The sequence below is a fragment of the Nocardioides campestrisoli genome, assembly GCF_013624435.2.
Lineage (GTDB): Bacteria > Actinomycetota > Actinomycetes > Propionibacteriales > Nocardioidaceae > Nocardioides > Nocardioides campestrisoli.
Map to the genome: position 1 here is coordinate 3,087,782 of NZ_CP061768.1, position 17,209 is coordinate 3,104,990.

Below are 17,209 nucleotides of genomic sequence, written 5' to 3' on the forward strand. Positions count from 1 at the left end.
TGACCCGACCTGATCCCACTGCGGCCGGCGCCCGAGGGCGCCGGCCGACGCAGGTCAGCCGATCCGGTCGATGACCAGCGGCCGGGGCTCGTACGACGCGGCGTCGCCGACGTCGTAGCCGCCCTCCAGCGAGGCGAGCGCCCTGTCGAACCGCTCGGGCTCGTCGGTGAGCAGGGTGAGCAGGGGCTCGCCCTCGCGCACGGTGTCGCCCGGTCGCGCGTGCCAGACCACCCCGGCCCCGGCCTGCACCGGGTCCTCCTTGCGCGCGCGGCCGGCACCGAGCCGCCAGGCGGCCAGGCCGACGGCCATCGCGTCGAGCCTGGTCAGCACCCCGGAGCGGGGTGCGGTGACCACGTGGGACTCCTTGGCCTGCGGCATCGCCGCGTCCGGGTCCCCGCCCTGGGCGCTGACCATGGCCCGCCACACGTCCATCGCCGAGCCGTCGGCCAGCTTCTCCGCCGGGTCGACGTCGCCGCGACCCGCGCCGGCAAGCATCTCCCGCGCCAGGGCCAGGGTCAGCTCGACCACGTCGGCAGGGCCGCCACCGGCCAGCACCTCGACCGACTCCGCGACCTCGATCGCGTTGCCGGCGGTGAGCCCGAGCGGGGTGGACATGTCGGTGAGCAGCGCGACGGTGCGCACGCCCGCGTCCGTGCCCAGCGCGACCATCGTCTCAGCCAGCTCGCGGGCCTTGGCCTCGTCCTTCATGAACGCACCCGTGCCGACCTTGACGTCGAGCACCAGGGCGCCGGTGCCCTCGGCGATCTTCTTGCTCATGATCGAGGAGGCGATCAGCGGGACCGCCTCGACCGTGCCGGTGACGTCACGCAGGGCGTAGAGCTTCTTGTCCGCGGGGGCCAGTCCGTCGCCGGCGGCGCAGATGACCGCGCCCACCGACTCCAGCTGGGCGAGCAGCTCCTCGTTGGACAAGGTCGCCCGCCAGCCGGGGATCGCCTCCATCTTGTCCAGCGTCCCGCCGGTGTGGCCCAGGCCGCGGCCGGAGAGCTGGGGGACGGCGACGCCGCAGGCCGCGACCAGCGGGGCGAGCGGCAGGGTGATCTTGTCCCCCACTCCCCCGGTGGAGTGCTTGTCGGCGGTCGGCCGGGAGAGCGCGGAGAAGTCCATCCGCTCCCCCGAGGCGATCATCGCCGCGGTCCAGCGGGCGATCTCGCGCCGCTCCATCCCGTTGAGCAGGATCGCCATCGCCAGCGACGACATCTGCTCGTCGGCGACCTCGCCCCGGGTGTAGGCGTCGACCACCCAGTCGATCTGGCTGTCGCTGAGCTCGCCCCGCTCCCGCTTGGTCGCGATCACCTCGACCGCGTCGTGCCGGCTCGCGGGCCGGGTCGTGGGCTGGTTCATCTCACACATCCTTCAAGTCGTCGGGCCCGAACGCGTCGGGCAGCACCTCGTCCATGGTGCGCAACCCCGACACCGTCCACAGCACCAGGTCCCTGCCTCCGTGCTCGAAGAGCAGCTGGCGGCAGCGGCCGCAGGGCATGATCACCTCGCCGGTCGGCCCCACGCAGACGAAGTGGGTCAACCGGCCCCCGCCGGAGCGGACCAGCTCGGAGACCAGGCCGCACTCGGCGCAGAGGGTGACGCCGTACCCGGCGTTCTCGACGTTGCAGCCGGACACCGTCCGGCCGTCGTCGACCAGGGCGGCGGCGCCCACCTGGAACTTCGAGTAGGGGGCGTAGGCCTGCTGCATCGCCTCGACGGCCAGGGCCCGGAGAGCCTCCCAGTCGACGTCGTCGGGGGCACTCACTCCGGGGATCCGGAGGTCCAGAGATCACTCGTCCGGCGGGCCGGGGGAAACGGTCGCAACATCGCAACATGGTAACCGTTCTCCCTCTCCGGCCCCATCTACCGGCGGGTTGGAATACGGTTTGAGCATCGTCGCGTACCCGACGCGGCGGCAAGTTTGGAGGACATGCAGTGAGGAACATGAGGAGGGCCGCGACCCTCGGTTTTGCCGGTCTGATCGCGTCCGCGGCCTTGACGGCGTGCGGTGACGCGCCGGACGAGGACAACGAGGGCGGCAACGAGGCGAGCGACTTCCTGCCGTGCGTCGTCTCCGACGCCGGCGGCTTCGACGACAAGTCGTTCAACCAGCTCAGCTACGAGGGCGTCAAGGAGGCTGCCGACGAGCTCGGCGCCGACTTCCGCGAGGTGGAGTCCAACTCGGTCAACGACTACGGCCCGAACCTGGAGAACCTGGTCGCCGAGGGCTGCGACGCCATCGTCACGGTCGGCTTCGCGCTCGCCGCGGCGACCAAGGAGTCCGCGGCCGCCAACCCCGACGTCGAGTACGTCCTGATCGACGACGCCGCCGACGGTGGCGACGACGGCCAGACCTTCGACGGCAAGGCTGACGAGGCCAACATCAAGCCGGTGCTCTACGACACCGCCCAGGCCGCCTTCCTCGCCGGCTACGTGGCCGCCGACTACAGCAAGACCGGCGTGGTCGGCACCTATGGTGGCGAGCCCTTCCCGACCGTCACCATCTTCATGGACGGCTTCAAGCAGGGCGTGGAGTTCTACAACAAGGAGAAGGGCACCGACGTCAAGGTCGTCGGCTGGGACGGCAAGAACGGCTCCTTCACCGGTGGCTTCGAGGCCAACGAGTCCGCGACGAACACCGCGCGTCAGCTGATCGACCAGGACGCCGACGTCATCCTGCCGGTGGGCGGCCCGATCTACCAGGGCGCGCTGACCGCGATCGACTCCTCGGGCAAGGACATCGCGCTGATCGGCGTCGACGCCGACTTCTACGAGACCGACGAGAAGACCCAGGACGTGGTCCTCACCTCGATCCTGAAGAACATGAAGCAGTCGACCTACGAGGCCATCGTGGCCGCCGGCAACGACGAGTTCGACTTCGAGCCCTACGTGGGCACGCTGGAGAACGAGGGCGTCGGCCTGGCGCCGTTCCACAACTTCGAGGACAAGGTGTCCGACACCCTGGCCGACGAGCTGGACGACGTGCGTCAGCGCATCATCGACGGCGACATCGAGGTCAAGTCCTACCTGGACCAGTGATCCGGTTCCCCGGACTCCCCGGGGCCACCGAGTCACGCTGCACCGTCTGAACCACCGCACCACCGGAGGAGGGAGGCCGGCTCACGCCGGCCTCCCTCCTCTCGCAACCGGCGCCTCCGTGTGACCGGTCGCACCCTCTCGGCACCGCCCCCGCGCGCGATGCCCGCCCGGCTGCTGACGCCCCCGTCCCGACACCTAGGATTCGCCTCATGAAGCTCGTTCTGCGTGATATCACCAAGCGCTTCGGGAGCCTCGTGGCCAACGACCGGATCTCGTTGACGGTCGAGCCCGGGGAGATCCACTGCCTGCTCGGTGAGAACGGTGCCGGCAAGTCCACCCTGATGAACGTGCTCTTCGGGCTCTACACCGCCGACGAGGGCGAGATCCTCCTCGACGACGTGCCGCAGCACTTCTCCGGGCCGGGCGACGCGATCGCCGCCGGCATCGGCATGGTGCACCAGCACTTCATGCTGATCCCCGTCTTCACGGTCGCCGAGAACGTCATGCTCGGCAACGAGTCCACCGGCTTCGCCGGCACCCTCGACCTGGACAGCGCACGCGCCAAGGTGCGCGAGATCTCGAGCCGGTTCGGCCTGGACGTCGACCCCGACGCCCTGGTGGAGAACCTGCCGGTCGGCGTCCAGCAGCGGGTGGAGATCATCAAGGCCCTCTCCCGGGACGCGCAGGTGCTGGTCTTCGACGAGCCCACCGCGGTGCTGACCCCGCAGGAGACCGACGAGCTGATGGACGTGATGCGTCAGCTCAAGGAGTCGGGCAAGAGCATCGTCTTCATCACCCACAAGCTCCGCGAGGTGCGCGAGGTCGCCGACAAGATCACGGTGATCCGGCTGGGCAAGGTGGTCGGCGAGGCCGACCCGCGCGCCAGCAACGCCGAGCTCGCCTCGCTGATGGTCGGCCGGCCGGTGGAGCTCACCGTCCACAAGGACGCGCCCAAGCTCGGCGCCGAGGCGCTCGTGGTCAAGGGCCTGACCGTGGTCGACGAGACCGGTCACGCCCACGTCGACGACCTCAGCTTCACCGTCCGCGCCGGCGAGGTGCTCGCGGTCGCGGGCGTGCAGGGCAACGGGCAGACCGAGCTCACCGAGGCCCTGCTGGGGCTCCAGGACAACGTCCGGGGCTCGATCCGGCTCGACGGCGAGGAGCTCGTCGGCAAGTCGGTCCGCAAGGTGCTCGACGCCGGGGTCGGCTTCATCCCCGAGGACCGGCAGGAGGACGGGCTGATCTCCGACTTCACCCTGGCCGAGAACCTGATGCTGGACCGCAGCAGCTCCGAGCCGTTCGTGCGGCACGGCTCGCTCCAGCTCAAGGTGCTCGAGCGGTTCGCCCGGGAGAAGCTCCAGGAGTACGACGTCCGCGCCCCCGGGATCGACACCCGGGCCGGTCAGCTCTCCGGCGGCAACCAGCAGAAGGTCGTGGTGGCGCGCGAGCTCTCCCGCGAGCTGCGGCTGCTGGTCGCCGCCCAGCCGACGCGCGGCGTCGACGTCGGGTCCATCGAGTTCATCCACAAGCAGATCGTCGCCACCCGCGACTCCGGCATCCCGGTGCTCGTGGTCTCCACCGAGCTGGACGAGGTGGCGGCCCTGGCCGACCGGATCATGGTCCTCTACCGAGGCGCAGTGGTCGGCATCGTGCCGGCCGACACCCCCCGAGAAGTGCTCGGTCTGATGATGACCGGAGAGCGTCCCGAAGGAGCGGTCGCATGAGCAGCACCCAGGCCCCGTCCCCCGAGCAGGCGGAGCGGCCCACCCCTCCCGAGCCCAGCCAGTGGCACCGGGCGATGCACAGCATCGCCACCGGCAACGCCCTGGTGGCGATGCTCGCCGTGCTCCTCGCCGTGCTGGTCGGGTCCTTCCTGGTCGCGGTCACCGACGAGGCGGTCCGCGAGGCGTCGGGCTACTTCTTCTCCCGGCCCGGTGACCTGCTCAACGCGGCCTGGGAGGCCGTGTGGGGCGCCTACACCTCGCTGTTCCGCGGATCGATCTACAACACCCGGGCCGAGACCTTCGAGCTCGGCATCCGCCCGCTGACCGAGACGCTGAAGTTCGCCGCGCCGCTGATCGCGGCCGGTCTCGGCGTCGGCCTGGCGTTCCGGGCCGCGATGTTCAACATCGGTGGCCGCGGCCAGATGCTGGTCGCCGGCGCCGCCGCGGGCTGGGTCGGCTTCTCGTTCGACCTGCCCTGGCCGCTGCACCTGACCCTCGCGGTGCTGGCCGGCATGCTGGCCGGAGCGCTGTGGGCCGGGATCGCGGGCGTCCTCAAGGCCCGTACCGGGGCCCACGAGGTGATCGTCACGATCATGCTCAACTACGTCGGCTTCTACCTCGTCTTCTTCGCTCTCTCCGAGCAGGGCCTGCTCCAGGCCCCCGGGTCGGCGAACCCCAAGTCGCTGCCGATGAAGGAGTCCGCCACCCTGCCCAAGCTGGCCGGGGACTCCTACAACCTGCACCTGGGCTTCCTGCTGGCGCTGATCGCCGTCGGCCTCGTGTGGTGGATCCTCAACCGCTCCGCCCTCGGCTTCCGCATCCGCGCCGTCGGCCTCAACCCCACGGCCGCACGGGCCGCCGGCATCAACGTCGGCCGGACCTACGTGGTGGTGATGCTGATCGCCGGCGCCCTGGTCGGGCTCGCGGGTGCCAACCAGGTGCTCGGCACCGTGACCAACGGCGTCTCGGTCGACCTCGACGCCGGGATCGGCTTCGACGCCATCACGGTGGCGCTGCTGGGTCGCTCCCGCCCGCTCGGCATCCTGGCCGCGGGCCTGCTCTTCGGCGCCTTCAAGGCCGGCAGCTTCTCCATGTCGGCGGCCGAGGGCATCCCGGTCGACATCGTCCTGGTGGTCCAGTCGCTGATCGTCCTCTTCATCGCGGCCCCTCCGCTGGTCCGGGCCATGTTCCGTCTGCCCGCCAAGGAGGCGAAGTGAGCTCCACGACGCGTACCACTCCCGGCGAGGAGATCGTCCTGCCGGAGGTCGGCCCGCCGGCCGACCGCAAGGCCCCGGTGCTCTTCGCCCTGCTCACCCTCGGCCTCGCCCTGCTCGTGGGGCTGGCCACGCGCGAGGGCGACACCACCTTCCGGCTGGCCCGCGGCACCGACTTCGTCGAGCTCCCTGACGTCACCGTCCCGGCGAACCTGACCGCCTGGCTCCTGGTCCTCGTCTGCGCGGCGCTGACCGCGGTCTCGGTGGCTCTCACCGTGCGCCGCCGCAGCACCCCGCTGGGCCTCGTCGTGCTCTTCGCGGTGGTCTGGCTGCTGGGCTTCCTCACCTGGGCCGGGGCTGGTGCCACGCTGCCGATGGTCGGCCTGCTGGCCGGCTCGGTCGCGCTCGCCGTGCCCCTGGTCTTCGGTGCCCTCGGCGGCGTCCTGGGAGAGCGCGCCGGCGTGGTCAACATCGCCATCGACGGCCAGCTGCTCGCCGGCGCGTTCGCGGCGGCGCTGGTCGCCTCCTGGCTCGGCTCGACCTGGGCGGGGCTGGGTGCCTCGATGGTCGCCGGCCTGCTGGTGGCCGCGGTGCTCGGACTGTTCGCCATCAACTACTACGTCGACCAGGTGATCGTCGGCGTGGTGCTCAACGTGCTGGTGGTCGGTCTGACCGGCTTCATGTTCACCCAGGTCCTGGCGCCCAACGCCGCCTCGCTCAACACCCCGCAGCACTTCTCCGTGGTGGCGATCCCGCTGCTCGGCGACATCCCGCTGCTCGGCCCGATCCTCTTCCGCCAGACCCCGATCGTCTACCTGCTCTACGTGATGGTGGCCGTGGTCACCTTCGCCCTCTACCGCACCCGGTGGGGCCTGCGGGTGCGAGCGGTCGGCGAGCACCCCAAGGCCGCGGACACCGTCGGCATCAAGGTCAACCGCACCCGCTGGCGCACGATCCTGATCGCCGGGGCCATCGCCGGCATGGGCGGGGCGTTCTACACCCTCGTCTCGGTCCCCCAGTTCAACCGGGAGATGACCGGCGGCGCCGGCTACATCGCGCTGGCGGCGGTGATCTTCGGACGCTGGGACCCGATCCGCGCCACCCTGGCGGCGCTGCTGTTCGGCTTCGCCTCCAACCTGCAGGGCGTGCTGTCGGTCATCGGGTCGCCGGTGCCCAGCCAGTTCATGCTGATGCTCCCCTACCTGGTGACCATCTTCGCGGTGGCCGGCCTGGTCGGGCGCACCCGGTCCCCCGCGGCCAGCGGCGAGCCCTACCGCACGGGCTGAGCCCGGTCGCCTACCCCGGGTGGGAGTCGAGCGCCGTCACGGCGGCCTCGGCGAGCACCCGGGCGGCGATCGTCAGGGCGCCCTCGTCGACCCGCAGGTTGCCCTGGTGCAGGTCGTACGTCGGGCCTCCCGGCGTCCGGGTGCCGAGCCGGCCCATGGCGCCCGGGACCCGGTCGAGGTACCAGCCGAAGTCCTCGCCGCCCAGGCTCTGCCTGGTCGAGACGTGTCCGGGCTCCCCGAGCACGGACTCGACGGCGCTCGCGAGCACCGCGGTCGACCGGGAGTCGTTGACCACCGGCGGGACGCCGCGCTGGTAGGAGACCTCGGCGGTGACGCCGTACGGCGCGACGATCTGGCTGACCAGCGTGCGCACCAACTGCTCCGCCTCGGCCCAGGCCACCGCGTCGAGCATCCGGACCGTGCCGGCGAGCTCGCCGACGCCCGGGATCACGTTGTGCGCGGAGCCGGCGTGCACCCGCCCCCAGACCACGCTCGCCCCGGCGCGCGGGTCGAGCCGGCGCGAGAGGATGGCGGGCAGCTCGGTGAGCAGCTTGCCGAGCGCGAAGGTGAGGTCCTGGGTCAGGTGGGGGCGCGAGGTGTGACCGCCCTTGCCGGTGAGCCGGACGCTGAGCGCGTCGGCGGCGCCGGTCAGTGGTCCGACCCGCAGGCCCACCCGCCCCACGTCGAGGCTGGGGTCGCAGTGCAGGCCGAAGATCCGGTCGACGCCCTCCAGGGCGCCCGCCTCGATCAGGTGCAGCGCGCCGCCCGGCATCACCTCCTCCGCCGGCTGGAAGACCAGGCGCACCCGCCCGGGCAGCAGGCCGCGCGCGTGCACCTCGTCGAGGGCGAGGGCGGCTCCCAGCAGGCCGACGATGTGCACGTCGTGACCGCAGGCGTGCGCGGCTCCCGGCACGGTGCTGCGCCACGGGTCGGAGGTCAGGTCGTCGACCGGGAGCGCGTCCAGGTCCGCCCGCAGGGCGACCCGGGCACCGTCGGTCCCGATGTCGGCGAGCACTCCCCCGCCGGGCACCCGGCGGGTCTGCCAGCCGGTGCCCTGCAGCGTGCGGAGCACCAGGTCGGTGGTGCGGGACTCGACCCAGGACAGCTCGGGGTGCGCGTGCACGTCCCGGCGCAGCTCCAGCAGCTCGTCGCTGAACTTCCCCACGACCTCGGACACCACGCGGGACGCGGACTGCTCAGGCACACTCTCAGGGATCGACATCGTCTCCAGTTTACCGGGTCGTACAGGCCGGCCCCGGGGCTTGCTCAGTCGTCCTGCCAAGCCGCCAGGATCCGGTCGGATGCCTCCGCCGCGCCGATCCGCCCGGCGAGCACCTCCGCGCGCACCTCGTCCCTGATCGCGCGCACGCCCGGCGAGCGGGCGAGCCGGTGCTCGAGCTCCTCCCGGACCAGCGACCAGGTGAACTCCAGCTGCTGCTCGGCCCGCTTCGCCGCCAGGCCCTCGGTCGCCAGGTGCTCGCGGTGCGAGAGCACCCGCTCCCAGACCTCCGGGACGCCCGTGCCGGTCAGCCCCGAGCAGGTCACCACGGGCGGTGCCCACTCCGCGTGCCCGCGGACCAGGCGCAGCGCGCCGGCCAGCTCGCGGGCGGCGACCCGGGCCTCGCCCTCCCGGTCCTCGTCGGCCTTGTTGACCGCGACCACGTCGGCGATCTCCAGGATCCCCTTCTTGATCCCCTGGAGCTGGTCGCCGGTGCGGGCGATGGTGAGGAACAGGAAGGTGTCGACCATCCGGGAGACGGTGATCTCCGACTGGCCCACGCCGACGGTCTCCACCAGCACCACGTCGTGCCCGGCGGCCTCGAGCACGGTCATCGCCTGGCTGGTGGCGCGGGCCACCCCGCCGAGCGTGCCGGCCGAGGGCGAGGGCCGGATGTAGGCCTGGGGGTCGACCGCCAGCCGGGCCATCCGGGTCTTGTCACCGAGCACCGAGCCGCCGGTCCGGACGCTGGAGGGGTCGACGGCGAGCACGCCCACCCGGTGGCCGCGGCCGGTCAGGTGGGTGCCGAGCGACTCGATGAACGTGGACTTGCCCACCCCGGGAACCCCGGAGATGCCGACCCGCACGGCCGGCGAGCCGACCCCCGCCCCGGGGGTCAGCTCGGCCAGCAGCTCGCGGGCCGCCGCCCGGTGGTCGGGCCTCGAGGACTCGACCAGGGTGATGGCCCGGGAGACCGACGCGCGCCGGCCCTCCCGGACCCCGTCGGCCAGCTCGCCGACGTCGACCCGCGGCGCCGGGCTCACTGCTCGCGCAGGCGTGCCAGGAGACCCAGGGCGCTCTCGGCGATCACGGTGCCGGGCAGGAAGACCTCCGCGGCACCCATCTCCTTGAGCGTGCTCACGTCGTCCGGCGGGATCACCCCGCCGATCACGACCATGATGTCGGGGCGACCCAGGTCCGCGAGCGCCTGCTTGAGCGCGGGCAGCAGCGTGAGGTGGCCCGCGGCGAGCGAGGAGACGCCGACGATGTGCACGTCCGCGTCGACCGCCTGCTGCGCGACCTCCTCGGGGGTGGAGAACAGCGGGCCCACGTCGACGTCGAAGCCGAGGTCGGCGAAGGCGGTGACCACCACCTTCTGCCCGCGGTCGTGCCCGTCCTGGCCCATCTTGGCCACCAGGATGCGGGGACGACGCCCCTCCTCCTCCTCGAACTCCGCCGTCGCGGTGAGCACCTGCTCGACGCGGGAGTCCTGCCCGCTCTTCGCCTCGTCCCGGTACACGCCGCTGATCGTACGGATCACCGCCTGGTGGCGTCCGTAGACCTTCTCCAGGGCGTCGGAGATCTCGCCGACGGTGGCCTTGGCCCGGGCCGCGTCGACCGCGAGCGCGAGCAGGTTGCCGTCCAGGCTGCCGCCGCCTCCCGTCGACTCAGTGCCCCGCTCGGCGGAGGCCGTCAGCGCGTCGAGGGTACGGCGCACCTCGTCGTCGTCCCGCTCGGCGCGCAGCCGCTCGAGCTTGGCCATCTGCTGCTTGTAGACCTCGTTGTTGTCGACCTTGAGCACGTCGAGCGGGTCCTCGTCGGCGAGCCGGTAGGTGTTGACGCCGATCACCTTCTGGGCCCCGGAGTCGATCCGCGCCTGGGTGCGCGCGGCAGCCTCCTCGATCCGCATCTTCGGGATGCCCTGCTCGATCGCCTTCGCCATGCCCCCGGCGGCCTCGGCCTCCTGGATGTGGGCCCAGGCGCGCTCGGCCAGGTCGTGGGTCAGCCGCTCCACGTAGTAGGAGCCGCCCCACGGGTCGATGATCTCGGTGGTGCGCGACTCCTGCTGGAGCAGCAGCTGGGTGTTGCGGGCGATCCGCGCGGAGAAGTCGGTCGGCAGCGCGATCGCCTCGTCGAGGGCGTTGGTGTGCAGCGACTGGGTGTGCCCCTGGGTCGCGGCCATCGCCTCGATCGCGGTGCGCTGGACGTTGTTGAACACGTCCTGCGCGGTCAGCGACCAGCCGCTGGTCTGGCTGTGCGTGCGCAGCGAGAGCGACTTGGGGTTCTTGGGGTCGAACTGGCGCACCAGGCGGGCCCACAGGGCCCGGGCGGCGCGCATCTTGGCGACCTCCATGAAGAAGTTCGTGCCGATCGCCCAGAAGAACGAGAGCCGCGGGGCGAAGTGGTCGATGTCGAGCCCTGCCTCGAGCCCGGCGCGGATGTACTCCACGCCGTCGGCCAGCGTGTAGGCCAGCTCCAGGTCGGCGGTCGCCCCGGCCTCCTGCATGTGGTACCCGGAGATCGAGATCGAGTTGAACCGCGGCATCCGCTGGGAGGTGAACGCGAAGATGTCGCTGATGATCCGCATGCTCGGCAGCGGCGGGTAGATGTAGGTGTTGCGGACCATGAACTCCTTGAGGATGTCGTTCTGGATGGTCCCCGTGAGCTGCTCCGGTTTCACCCCCTGCTCCTCGGCCGCGACGATGTAGAGCGCCAGCACCGGCAGCACCGCGCCGTTCATCGTCATCGAGACCGACATCTGGTCCAGCGGGATGCCGTCGAACAGGGTGCGGGTGTCGTAGATCGAGTCGATCGCCACGCCCGCCATGCCCACGTCGCCGCGCACCCGCGGGTGGTCGGAGTCGTAGCCGCGGTGGGTGGCCAGGTCGAAGGCGACGCTGAGCCCCTTCTGCCCCGCGGCGAGGTTGCGCCGGTAGAACGCGTTGGACTCCTCGGCGGTGGAGAAGCCGGCGTACTGGCGCACCGTCCACGGCTGGGTGGTGTACATCGTCGGGTAGGGACCGCGCAGGAACGGGCTCAGGCCCGGCCAGGTGTCCAGGGCGTCCAGGCCCTCGAGGTGCTCCGGCCCGTAGACCGGCAGCACCTCGACCCCCTCGGGGCTCAGCCAGCCGTCGCCCTCGGTGCGGGGCGTCTCGGCCCGCTCGCCGGTCGCGGCCAGGTCGACCTCGGCGAAGTTGCTCGGAATGGTCATGCCAGTGCCTCCCGGATCCGGGTCAGGAACGCCAGCGCGTCCACGCCCATGGCGGCGGAGTCGTCCACCGTGTCCTCGGTGATGTTGATCTTCTCGCCCGGCTTGCCCGCCAGCACGACGTACGACGCCCCGGCGCCGCGCAGCGCGGCGACCAGGTCGGCGCCCCACTCGGCGTACGCCGGGTCGGTCCCGGCCAGGCAGACGACCGGCTGCCCGCGGTAGGCGGCCAGGACGGACTCGACGCCGTCGGTGGGACCGGCGACCTCGACCGCCACGCCGCCGGCGGCGAGCAGGTTGGTGGCGAAGGTGGCCCGGGCGGTGTGCGCCGCGATCGGGCCCATGGTGGCCAGGAACACCGGCGACGCCGCGGGCTCGGCGCGCAGCGCCTCGAACGCCCAGCCGTAGCGCCGCACCCGGCGACCTTCGGCCGGCTCGCGCTGGGGCAGGGTCTCGGCCAGGTTCGGGAACTCCGAGAGCCCGGTGATCGGCCGCGAGCGGTCCGCCACCTGGGCGTCGCGCTCGGCCGCGGTCGCCGAGACGCGGTCCACCACTCCCTGGCGGGCCGCGAGCGACGAGGCCCCGCCGGCCTCCTCGATCCGGCCCAGCTCGGCCCAGCCGGCGACGGCGAGGTCGTCGGTGAGCCGCTCCACGGCGTACGAGCCACCGGCCGGGTCGGCGACCACGGCGAGGTGGGACTCCTCGATCAGCAGGGAGGAGGTGTTGCGCGCGATCCGGCGGCCGAAGGCGTCGGGGCGGCCCAGGGGCTCGTCGAACGGCACGACGGTGACCGCGTCCGCGCCGCCCACCCCGGCCGCGAACGCCGCGACGGTGGTGCGCAGCATGTTCACCCACGGGTCGAAGGTGGTCATCATCGGCCGGCTGGTCACCGCGTGCTGGCGCATCGCGACGGCCTCCGCGCCGGAGGCCTCCAGCACCCGCGCCCAGAGCCGCCGCGCGGCCCGGAGCTTGGCGATGGTCGGGAACTGCTCGTCGGTGGCGGCGTAGCGGAACTCGATGACCTTCGCCGCCTCCTCGACCGACATCCCGCCCGCGGTCAGGACCCGCAGGTAGTCGATGCCGACGGCCATCGTCCAGCCCAGCTCCTGGGCGTCGCTGGCACCGCGGTCGTGCAGGGCGGTGCCGTCGACGACGAGTCCGAGGACGCCCAGCTGCCAGGCGCGCCGGGCCAGCGCGACCAGCTGCTCGGCCGGCTCCTCGCCCTCCTCGGTGTCCGCGGCGGAGAACAGGTCGAGCGACTGCGGGTCGAAGGAGAGGTTGGCGCCCGCGGCCACCGGGCCGTCGTAGGACTCGAGCACGTCGGCCAGCGCGGCGGCCTGCGCGGCGCTCGGCCGGTCCAGGGCCACCGGGGCGAGGTCGAGCAGCACGCCGCGGAGCACCGCGGCGAGGTCCACGCCCTCGTCGACGTCGAGCAGCAGCGAGGTGCCGCCGTTCTCCAGGTCGACCAGCGCCGCCTCGTTGAGCGCGGAGGCGTCGCCGCCGCTCAGCGGGGTCCGTACGTCCCAGGCACCGGCGCGGCTGGGGCGCCCCGCGGTGGTGAGGCCCTCCAGTGAGGCGGGCGTCCCGATGGGGGCGACGGGGATGCCGTCGAGCGTGGTCCGGGTGAGCGTGGTCCAGACGCGGTCGTCGGGGTCCTCCTCGCGCAGCCGGCGGGACTTGCGGAGCACGGCGGCGGTCGCGCGCTCCCAGTCCGCGGCGGTGGCGGAGTCCTCGTCCGAGGCCAGCGCGAGCCGGTCGTCAGGTGCAGTCATGGTCCGCAGGATAGGCCGACTCCGGGCCCGCGCCGACGCCCGGTCGCATCCGCGGACCGCCCGAGCGGTCCGGCCACGGGTGCCCGTCCCAGGTGACCGATCGGTAACCGGGGATATGTCACATCCGCACCGGGAGGCCGTGGTCACATCTCGTGACTCGGCGCGGTACCTTGTCATCTTGTGGCAACCCAAACTCCTACGCGGACCCTGGTGAAGGGATCACGCTCCACGCGCTCGACCGTCGCCCTGAAGATCACGATGGCCGTCTCCGGCCTCATCTTCATCGGCTACCTGGTCCTCCACATGTACGGCAACCTCAAGGTGTTCGCCGGGCACGACGCTTTCAACGAGTACGCGCACCACCTGCGCGTCTTCGGAGAGCCGATGCTCCCGGAGAACGGGCTGCTGTGGGTCATGCGCGTCCTGCTGATCGTCGCCCTGGTCGCCCACCTGTACTCGTTCGTCAAGCTCACGGCTCGCGCCCAGAGCGCCCGGACCACCAAGTACGTGGTGAAGAAGAACAAGGGCTCCTCCCTCTCCTCGCGCACCATGCGCTGGGGCGGCGTGGCGATCCTCTTCTTCCTGGTCTGGCACCTGCTGAACTTCACCATCGGGAAGGTCAACCCCAACCCCGACGGCACGGGGACGGCCGACCCGTACAACCTGCTCGTCGAGTCGTTCGAGCTGTGGTGGATGACCGGGATCTACCTGCTGGCCATGGTCGCGCTGGGGATGCACCTGCACCACGGCACCTGGAGCGCCATGCAGACCCTCGGGTTCACCAACACCGCGCGTTCCCGTGCGCGGGCCAAGGCTGCGGGCTGGGTGGTGGCGATCGTCATCGCCGGCGGCTTCGCGCTCGTCCCGATCTCCGTGCTCCTCGGCATCGTCACCAAGTAAGGACCCTCCTCTTCATGGCTCTCCTGGACGGAACCACCCAGCTCACCCGGCCACCGGTGCAGGTCTCCGACGACGCCCGCGGCTACTACACCCTCGGCGAGCCCTTGGTCGACCCGGTCGCCCCGACCGGCCCGATCAAGGACCGCTGGACCAACCGCAAGTTCGACAACCGCCTGGTCAACCCGGCCAACCGCCGGAAGATGAGCGTCATCATCGTCGGCACGGGCCTGGCCGGCGGCGCCGCGGCCGCGACCCTGGGCGAGGCCGGCTACCACGTGAAGTCCTTCTGCTACCAGGACTCCCCGCGCCGGGCGCACTCGATCGCCGCGCAGGGCGGCATCAACGCCGCGAAGAACTACAAGGAGGACGGCGACTCGATCCACCGTCTCTTCTACGACACGGTCAAGGGTGGCGACTACCGCGCCCGCGAGTCGAACGTCTACCGGCTGGCCGAGGTCAGCGCCAACATCATCGACCAGTGCGTCGCCCAGGGCGTCCCGTTCGCCCGCGAGTACGGCGGCCTGCTGGACAACCGCTCCTTCGGCGGCGTCCAGGTCTCCCGCACGTTCTACGCCCGCGGCCAGACGGGTCAGCAGCTGCTGATCGGCGCCTACCAGGCGATGGAGCGACAGGTGGCGGCCGGCACGGTCGAGCAGTTCACCCGGCACGAGATGCTCGAGCTGGTGATGGTCGACGGCAAGGCGCGCGGCATCGTGGCGCGCGACCTGGTGACCGGTGAGGTGCAGACGCACCTGGCCGACGCGGTCGTGCTCGCCTCCGGCGGCTACGGCAACGTCTTCTACCTCTCCACCAACGCGATGGGATCCAACGTCACCGCGACGTGGCGCGCGCACCGCAAGGGCGCCTACATGGCCAACCCCTGCTACACGCAGATCCACCCGACCTGCATCCCGGTCTCCGGCGACCACCAGTCCAAGCTGACCCTGATGTCGGAGTCGCTGCGCAACGACGGTCGCATCTGGGTGCCCAAGAACGTCGAGGACGTCGAGAAGGACCCGCGCGACATCCCGGAGGAGGACCGCGACTACTACCTGGAGCGGATCTACCCGGCGTTCGGCAACCTGGTCCCCCGCGACATCGCCTCCCGCGCCGCGAAGTACATGTGCGACGACGGCCGCGGTGTCGGCCCCGCCGTGCGCGAGGTCGACAAGGACGGCAACGAGCGCATGGTCCGTCGCGGCGTCTACCTCGACTTCGCCGACGCGATCGCCCGCCTGGGCGAGGACGCCGTGCGGGAGAAGTACGACAACCTCTTCGACATGTACCAGCGGATCACCGGGGAGAACCCCTACCAGGTGCCGATGCGGATCTACCCCGCGGTGCACTACGTGATGGGCGGCCTGTGGGTGGACTACCACCTGCAGTCCAACATCCCGGGGCTCTTCGTGGCCGGCGAGGCGAACTTCTCCGACCACGGGGCCAACCGCCTCGGCGCCTCGGCGCTGATGCAGGGGCTCGCCGACGGCTACTTCGTCCTCCCGAACACCATCCGCGACTACCTCGCGGACGCCCCGTTCGAGCAGATCGCGGAGGACCACCCCGAGGTCGTGGCGGCCCGCCAGGACGTCGAGCAGCGGATCGCCAAGTTCCTCTCCATCAACGGCACCCGCAGCGCCGACAGCTACCACAAGGCCCTGGGCAACATCATGTGGGAGTACTGCGGCATGGAGCGGTCCGAGGCCGGTCTGCGCAAGGCGATCGACATGATCCGCGAGCTCAAGGCCGACTTCTGGAGCAACCTGAAGGTCCTGGGCACCGCCGACAGCCTCAACCAGAGCCTGGAGAAGGCCGGCCGGGTGGCCGACTTCATCGAGCTCGGCGAGCTGATGTGCATCGACGCGCTCAACCGCCGCGAGTCCTGCGGCGGCCACTTCCGCGCCGAGTCGCAGACCGAGGACGGCGAGGCGATGCGTCACGACGACGAGTTCGCCTACGTCGCGGCCTGGGAGTGGGGCGGCGAGGCCGGCCAGCCGGTCCTGCACAAGGAAGACCTGATCTACACGGCCATCGAGATGAAGCAGCGGAGCTACAAGTGAGCATGAACCTGACCCTGAAGATCTGGCGCCAGCCGGATGCCGCGGCCTCCGGTGCCATGCACACCTACCAGGTCGAGAACATCTCCCCCGACATGAGCTTCCTGGAGATGCTGGACACGCTCAACGAGCAGCTGAACGAGAAGGGCGAGGAGCCCGTCGCGTTCGACTCCGACTGCCGCGAGGGCATCTGCGGCATGTGCGGCCTGATGATCAACGGCCAGGCGCACGGTCCGGAGGTCACCACGACCTGCCAGCTGCACATGCGGGCGTTCTCCGACGGCGACACGATCACCATCGAGCCGTGGCGGGCCACCGCCTTCCCGGTGGTCAAGGACCTGGTCGTCGACCGCGGTTCCCTGGACCGGATGATCCAGGCCGGCGGCTTCATCTCGGCCAACACCGGCTCGGCTCCCGAGGCCAACTCGGTGCCGGTCCCCCGGGACAAGGCGTCGCGCTCGTTCAACATGGCCACCTGCATCGGCTGCGGCGCCTGCGTCGCGGCCTGCCCCAACGGGTCCGCCTCGCTCTTCCTCGGCGCCAAGATCACCCACCTGGGTGAGCTGCCGCAGGGCCAGCCGGAGCGTGACTCCCGCGTGGTGGGCATGGTCGGCCAGCACGACCACGAGGGCTTCGGCGGCTGCACCAACATCGGCGAGTGCACCGCGGCCTGCCCCAAGGAGATCCCGCTCGACGTGATCTCCCAGCTCAACAAGGACCTCCGCACGGCGATGAAGCACGGTCACTGACCCAGCTCCTGGTCCCCGGACGCCTCGAGCCCCTGCTGCCT

13 protein-coding genes are annotated in these 17,209 nt (G+C 71.4%); 7 read left to right on the plus strand and 6 right to left on the minus strand.

Features of this window, described 5'->3' with window-relative positions:
- Window positions 1-54: 54 nt before the first annotated feature.
- Window positions 55-1,362: a thymidine phosphorylase gene (locus H8838_RS14490; protein WP_185995640.1), complete on the minus strand. Its 1,308-nt coding sequence runs from the start codon at window positions 1,360-1,362 to the stop codon at window positions 55-57.
- A gap of 1 nt (window position 1,363) precedes the next feature.
- Window positions 1,364-1,768, minus strand: coding sequence for a cytidine deaminase (locus H8838_RS14495; RefSeq protein WP_181312200.1), 405 nt, complete (start codon window positions 1,766-1,768; stop codon window positions 1,364-1,366).
- Between the two features lie 179 nt (window positions 1,769-1,947).
- Here H8838_RS14495 and H8838_RS14500 point away from each other — a divergent pair, with 179 nt between their 5' ends.
- From H8838_RS14500 to H8838_RS14515, 4 genes are all read left to right on the plus strand, one after another.
- Window positions 1,948-3,042 (plus strand): BMP family lipoprotein, encoded by a 1,095-nt coding sequence (locus tag H8838_RS14500; protein ID WP_181312199.1) that lies wholly within the window; start codon window positions 1,948-1,950, stop codon window positions 3,040-3,042.
- Between the two features lie 209 nt (window positions 3,043-3,251).
- A complete protein-coding gene (locus H8838_RS14505; protein ID WP_185995639.1) occupies window positions 3,252-4,766 on the plus strand; it encodes an ABC transporter ATP-binding protein in 1,515 nt (504 codons plus the stop codon).
- Window positions 4,763-5,983: an ABC transporter permease gene (locus tag H8838_RS14510; RefSeq protein WP_181312197.1), complete on the plus strand. Its 1,221-nt coding sequence runs from the start codon at window positions 4,763-4,765 to the stop codon at window positions 5,981-5,983. The genes H8838_RS14505 and H8838_RS14510 overlap by 4 nt, the downstream gene beginning before the upstream one ends.
- Window positions 5,980-7,266, plus strand: coding sequence for an ABC transporter permease (locus tag H8838_RS14515; RefSeq protein WP_181312196.1), 1,287 nt, complete (start codon window positions 5,980-5,982; stop codon window positions 7,264-7,266). The genes H8838_RS14510 and H8838_RS14515 overlap by 4 nt, the downstream gene beginning before the upstream one ends.
- Window positions 7,267-7,276: 10 nt before the next feature.
- On the opposite strand, the gene H8838_RS14520 is transcribed toward H8838_RS14515, so the two are convergent.
- From H8838_RS14520 to H8838_RS14535, 4 genes are read right to left on the minus strand one after another with little or no spacing between them, the layout of a single operon-like run.
- On the minus strand, window positions 7,277-8,488 hold the full coding sequence (locus H8838_RS14520) for an amidohydrolase (RefSeq protein ID WP_181312195.1): 1,212 nt from the start codon (window positions 8,486-8,488) through the stop codon (window positions 7,277-7,279).
- A gap of 44 nt (window positions 8,489-8,532) precedes the next feature.
- Window positions 8,533-9,528: a methylmalonyl Co-A mutase-associated GTPase MeaB gene (meaB, locus tag H8838_RS14525; protein WP_181312194.1), complete on the minus strand. Its 996-nt coding sequence runs from the start codon at window positions 9,526-9,528 to the stop codon at window positions 8,533-8,535.
- The gene (gene scpA / locus H8838_RS14530; protein ID WP_181312193.1) at window positions 9,525-11,696 is read right to left on the minus strand and encodes a methylmalonyl-CoA mutase; all 2,172 of its coding nucleotides are present in this window, start codon (window positions 11,694-11,696) and stop codon (window positions 9,525-9,527) included. The genes meaB and scpA overlap by 4 nt, the downstream gene beginning before the upstream one ends.
- Complete coding sequence (locus tag H8838_RS14535; RefSeq protein WP_185995638.1) at window positions 11,693-13,465, minus strand: methylmalonyl-CoA mutase family protein; 1,773 nt, start codon at window positions 13,463-13,465, stop codon at window positions 11,693-11,695. The genes scpA and H8838_RS14535 overlap by 4 nt, the downstream gene beginning before the upstream one ends.
- A 210-nt stretch (window positions 13,466-13,675) precedes the next feature.
- Between H8838_RS14535 and H8838_RS14540 the strand changes: the two genes are divergently transcribed.
- From H8838_RS14540 to H8838_RS14550, 3 genes are read left to right on the plus strand one after another with little or no spacing between them, the layout of a single operon-like run.
- On the plus strand, window positions 13,676-14,365 hold the full coding sequence (locus H8838_RS14540; protein WP_224766153.1) for a succinate dehydrogenase cytochrome b subunit: 690 nt from the start codon (window positions 13,676-13,678) through the stop codon (window positions 14,363-14,365).
- A gap of 14 nt (window positions 14,366-14,379) precedes the next feature.
- A complete protein-coding gene (locus H8838_RS14545) occupies window positions 14,380-16,422 on the plus strand; it encodes a fumarate reductase/succinate dehydrogenase flavoprotein subunit (RefSeq protein WP_185995637.1) in 2,043 nt (680 codons plus the stop codon).
- A gap of 2 nt (window positions 16,423-16,424) precedes the next feature.
- A complete protein-coding gene (locus H8838_RS14550; RefSeq protein WP_185995636.1) occupies window positions 16,425-17,168 on the plus strand; it encodes a succinate dehydrogenase/fumarate reductase iron-sulfur subunit in 744 nt (247 codons plus the stop codon).
- Window positions 17,169-17,209: the final 41 nt, after the last annotated feature.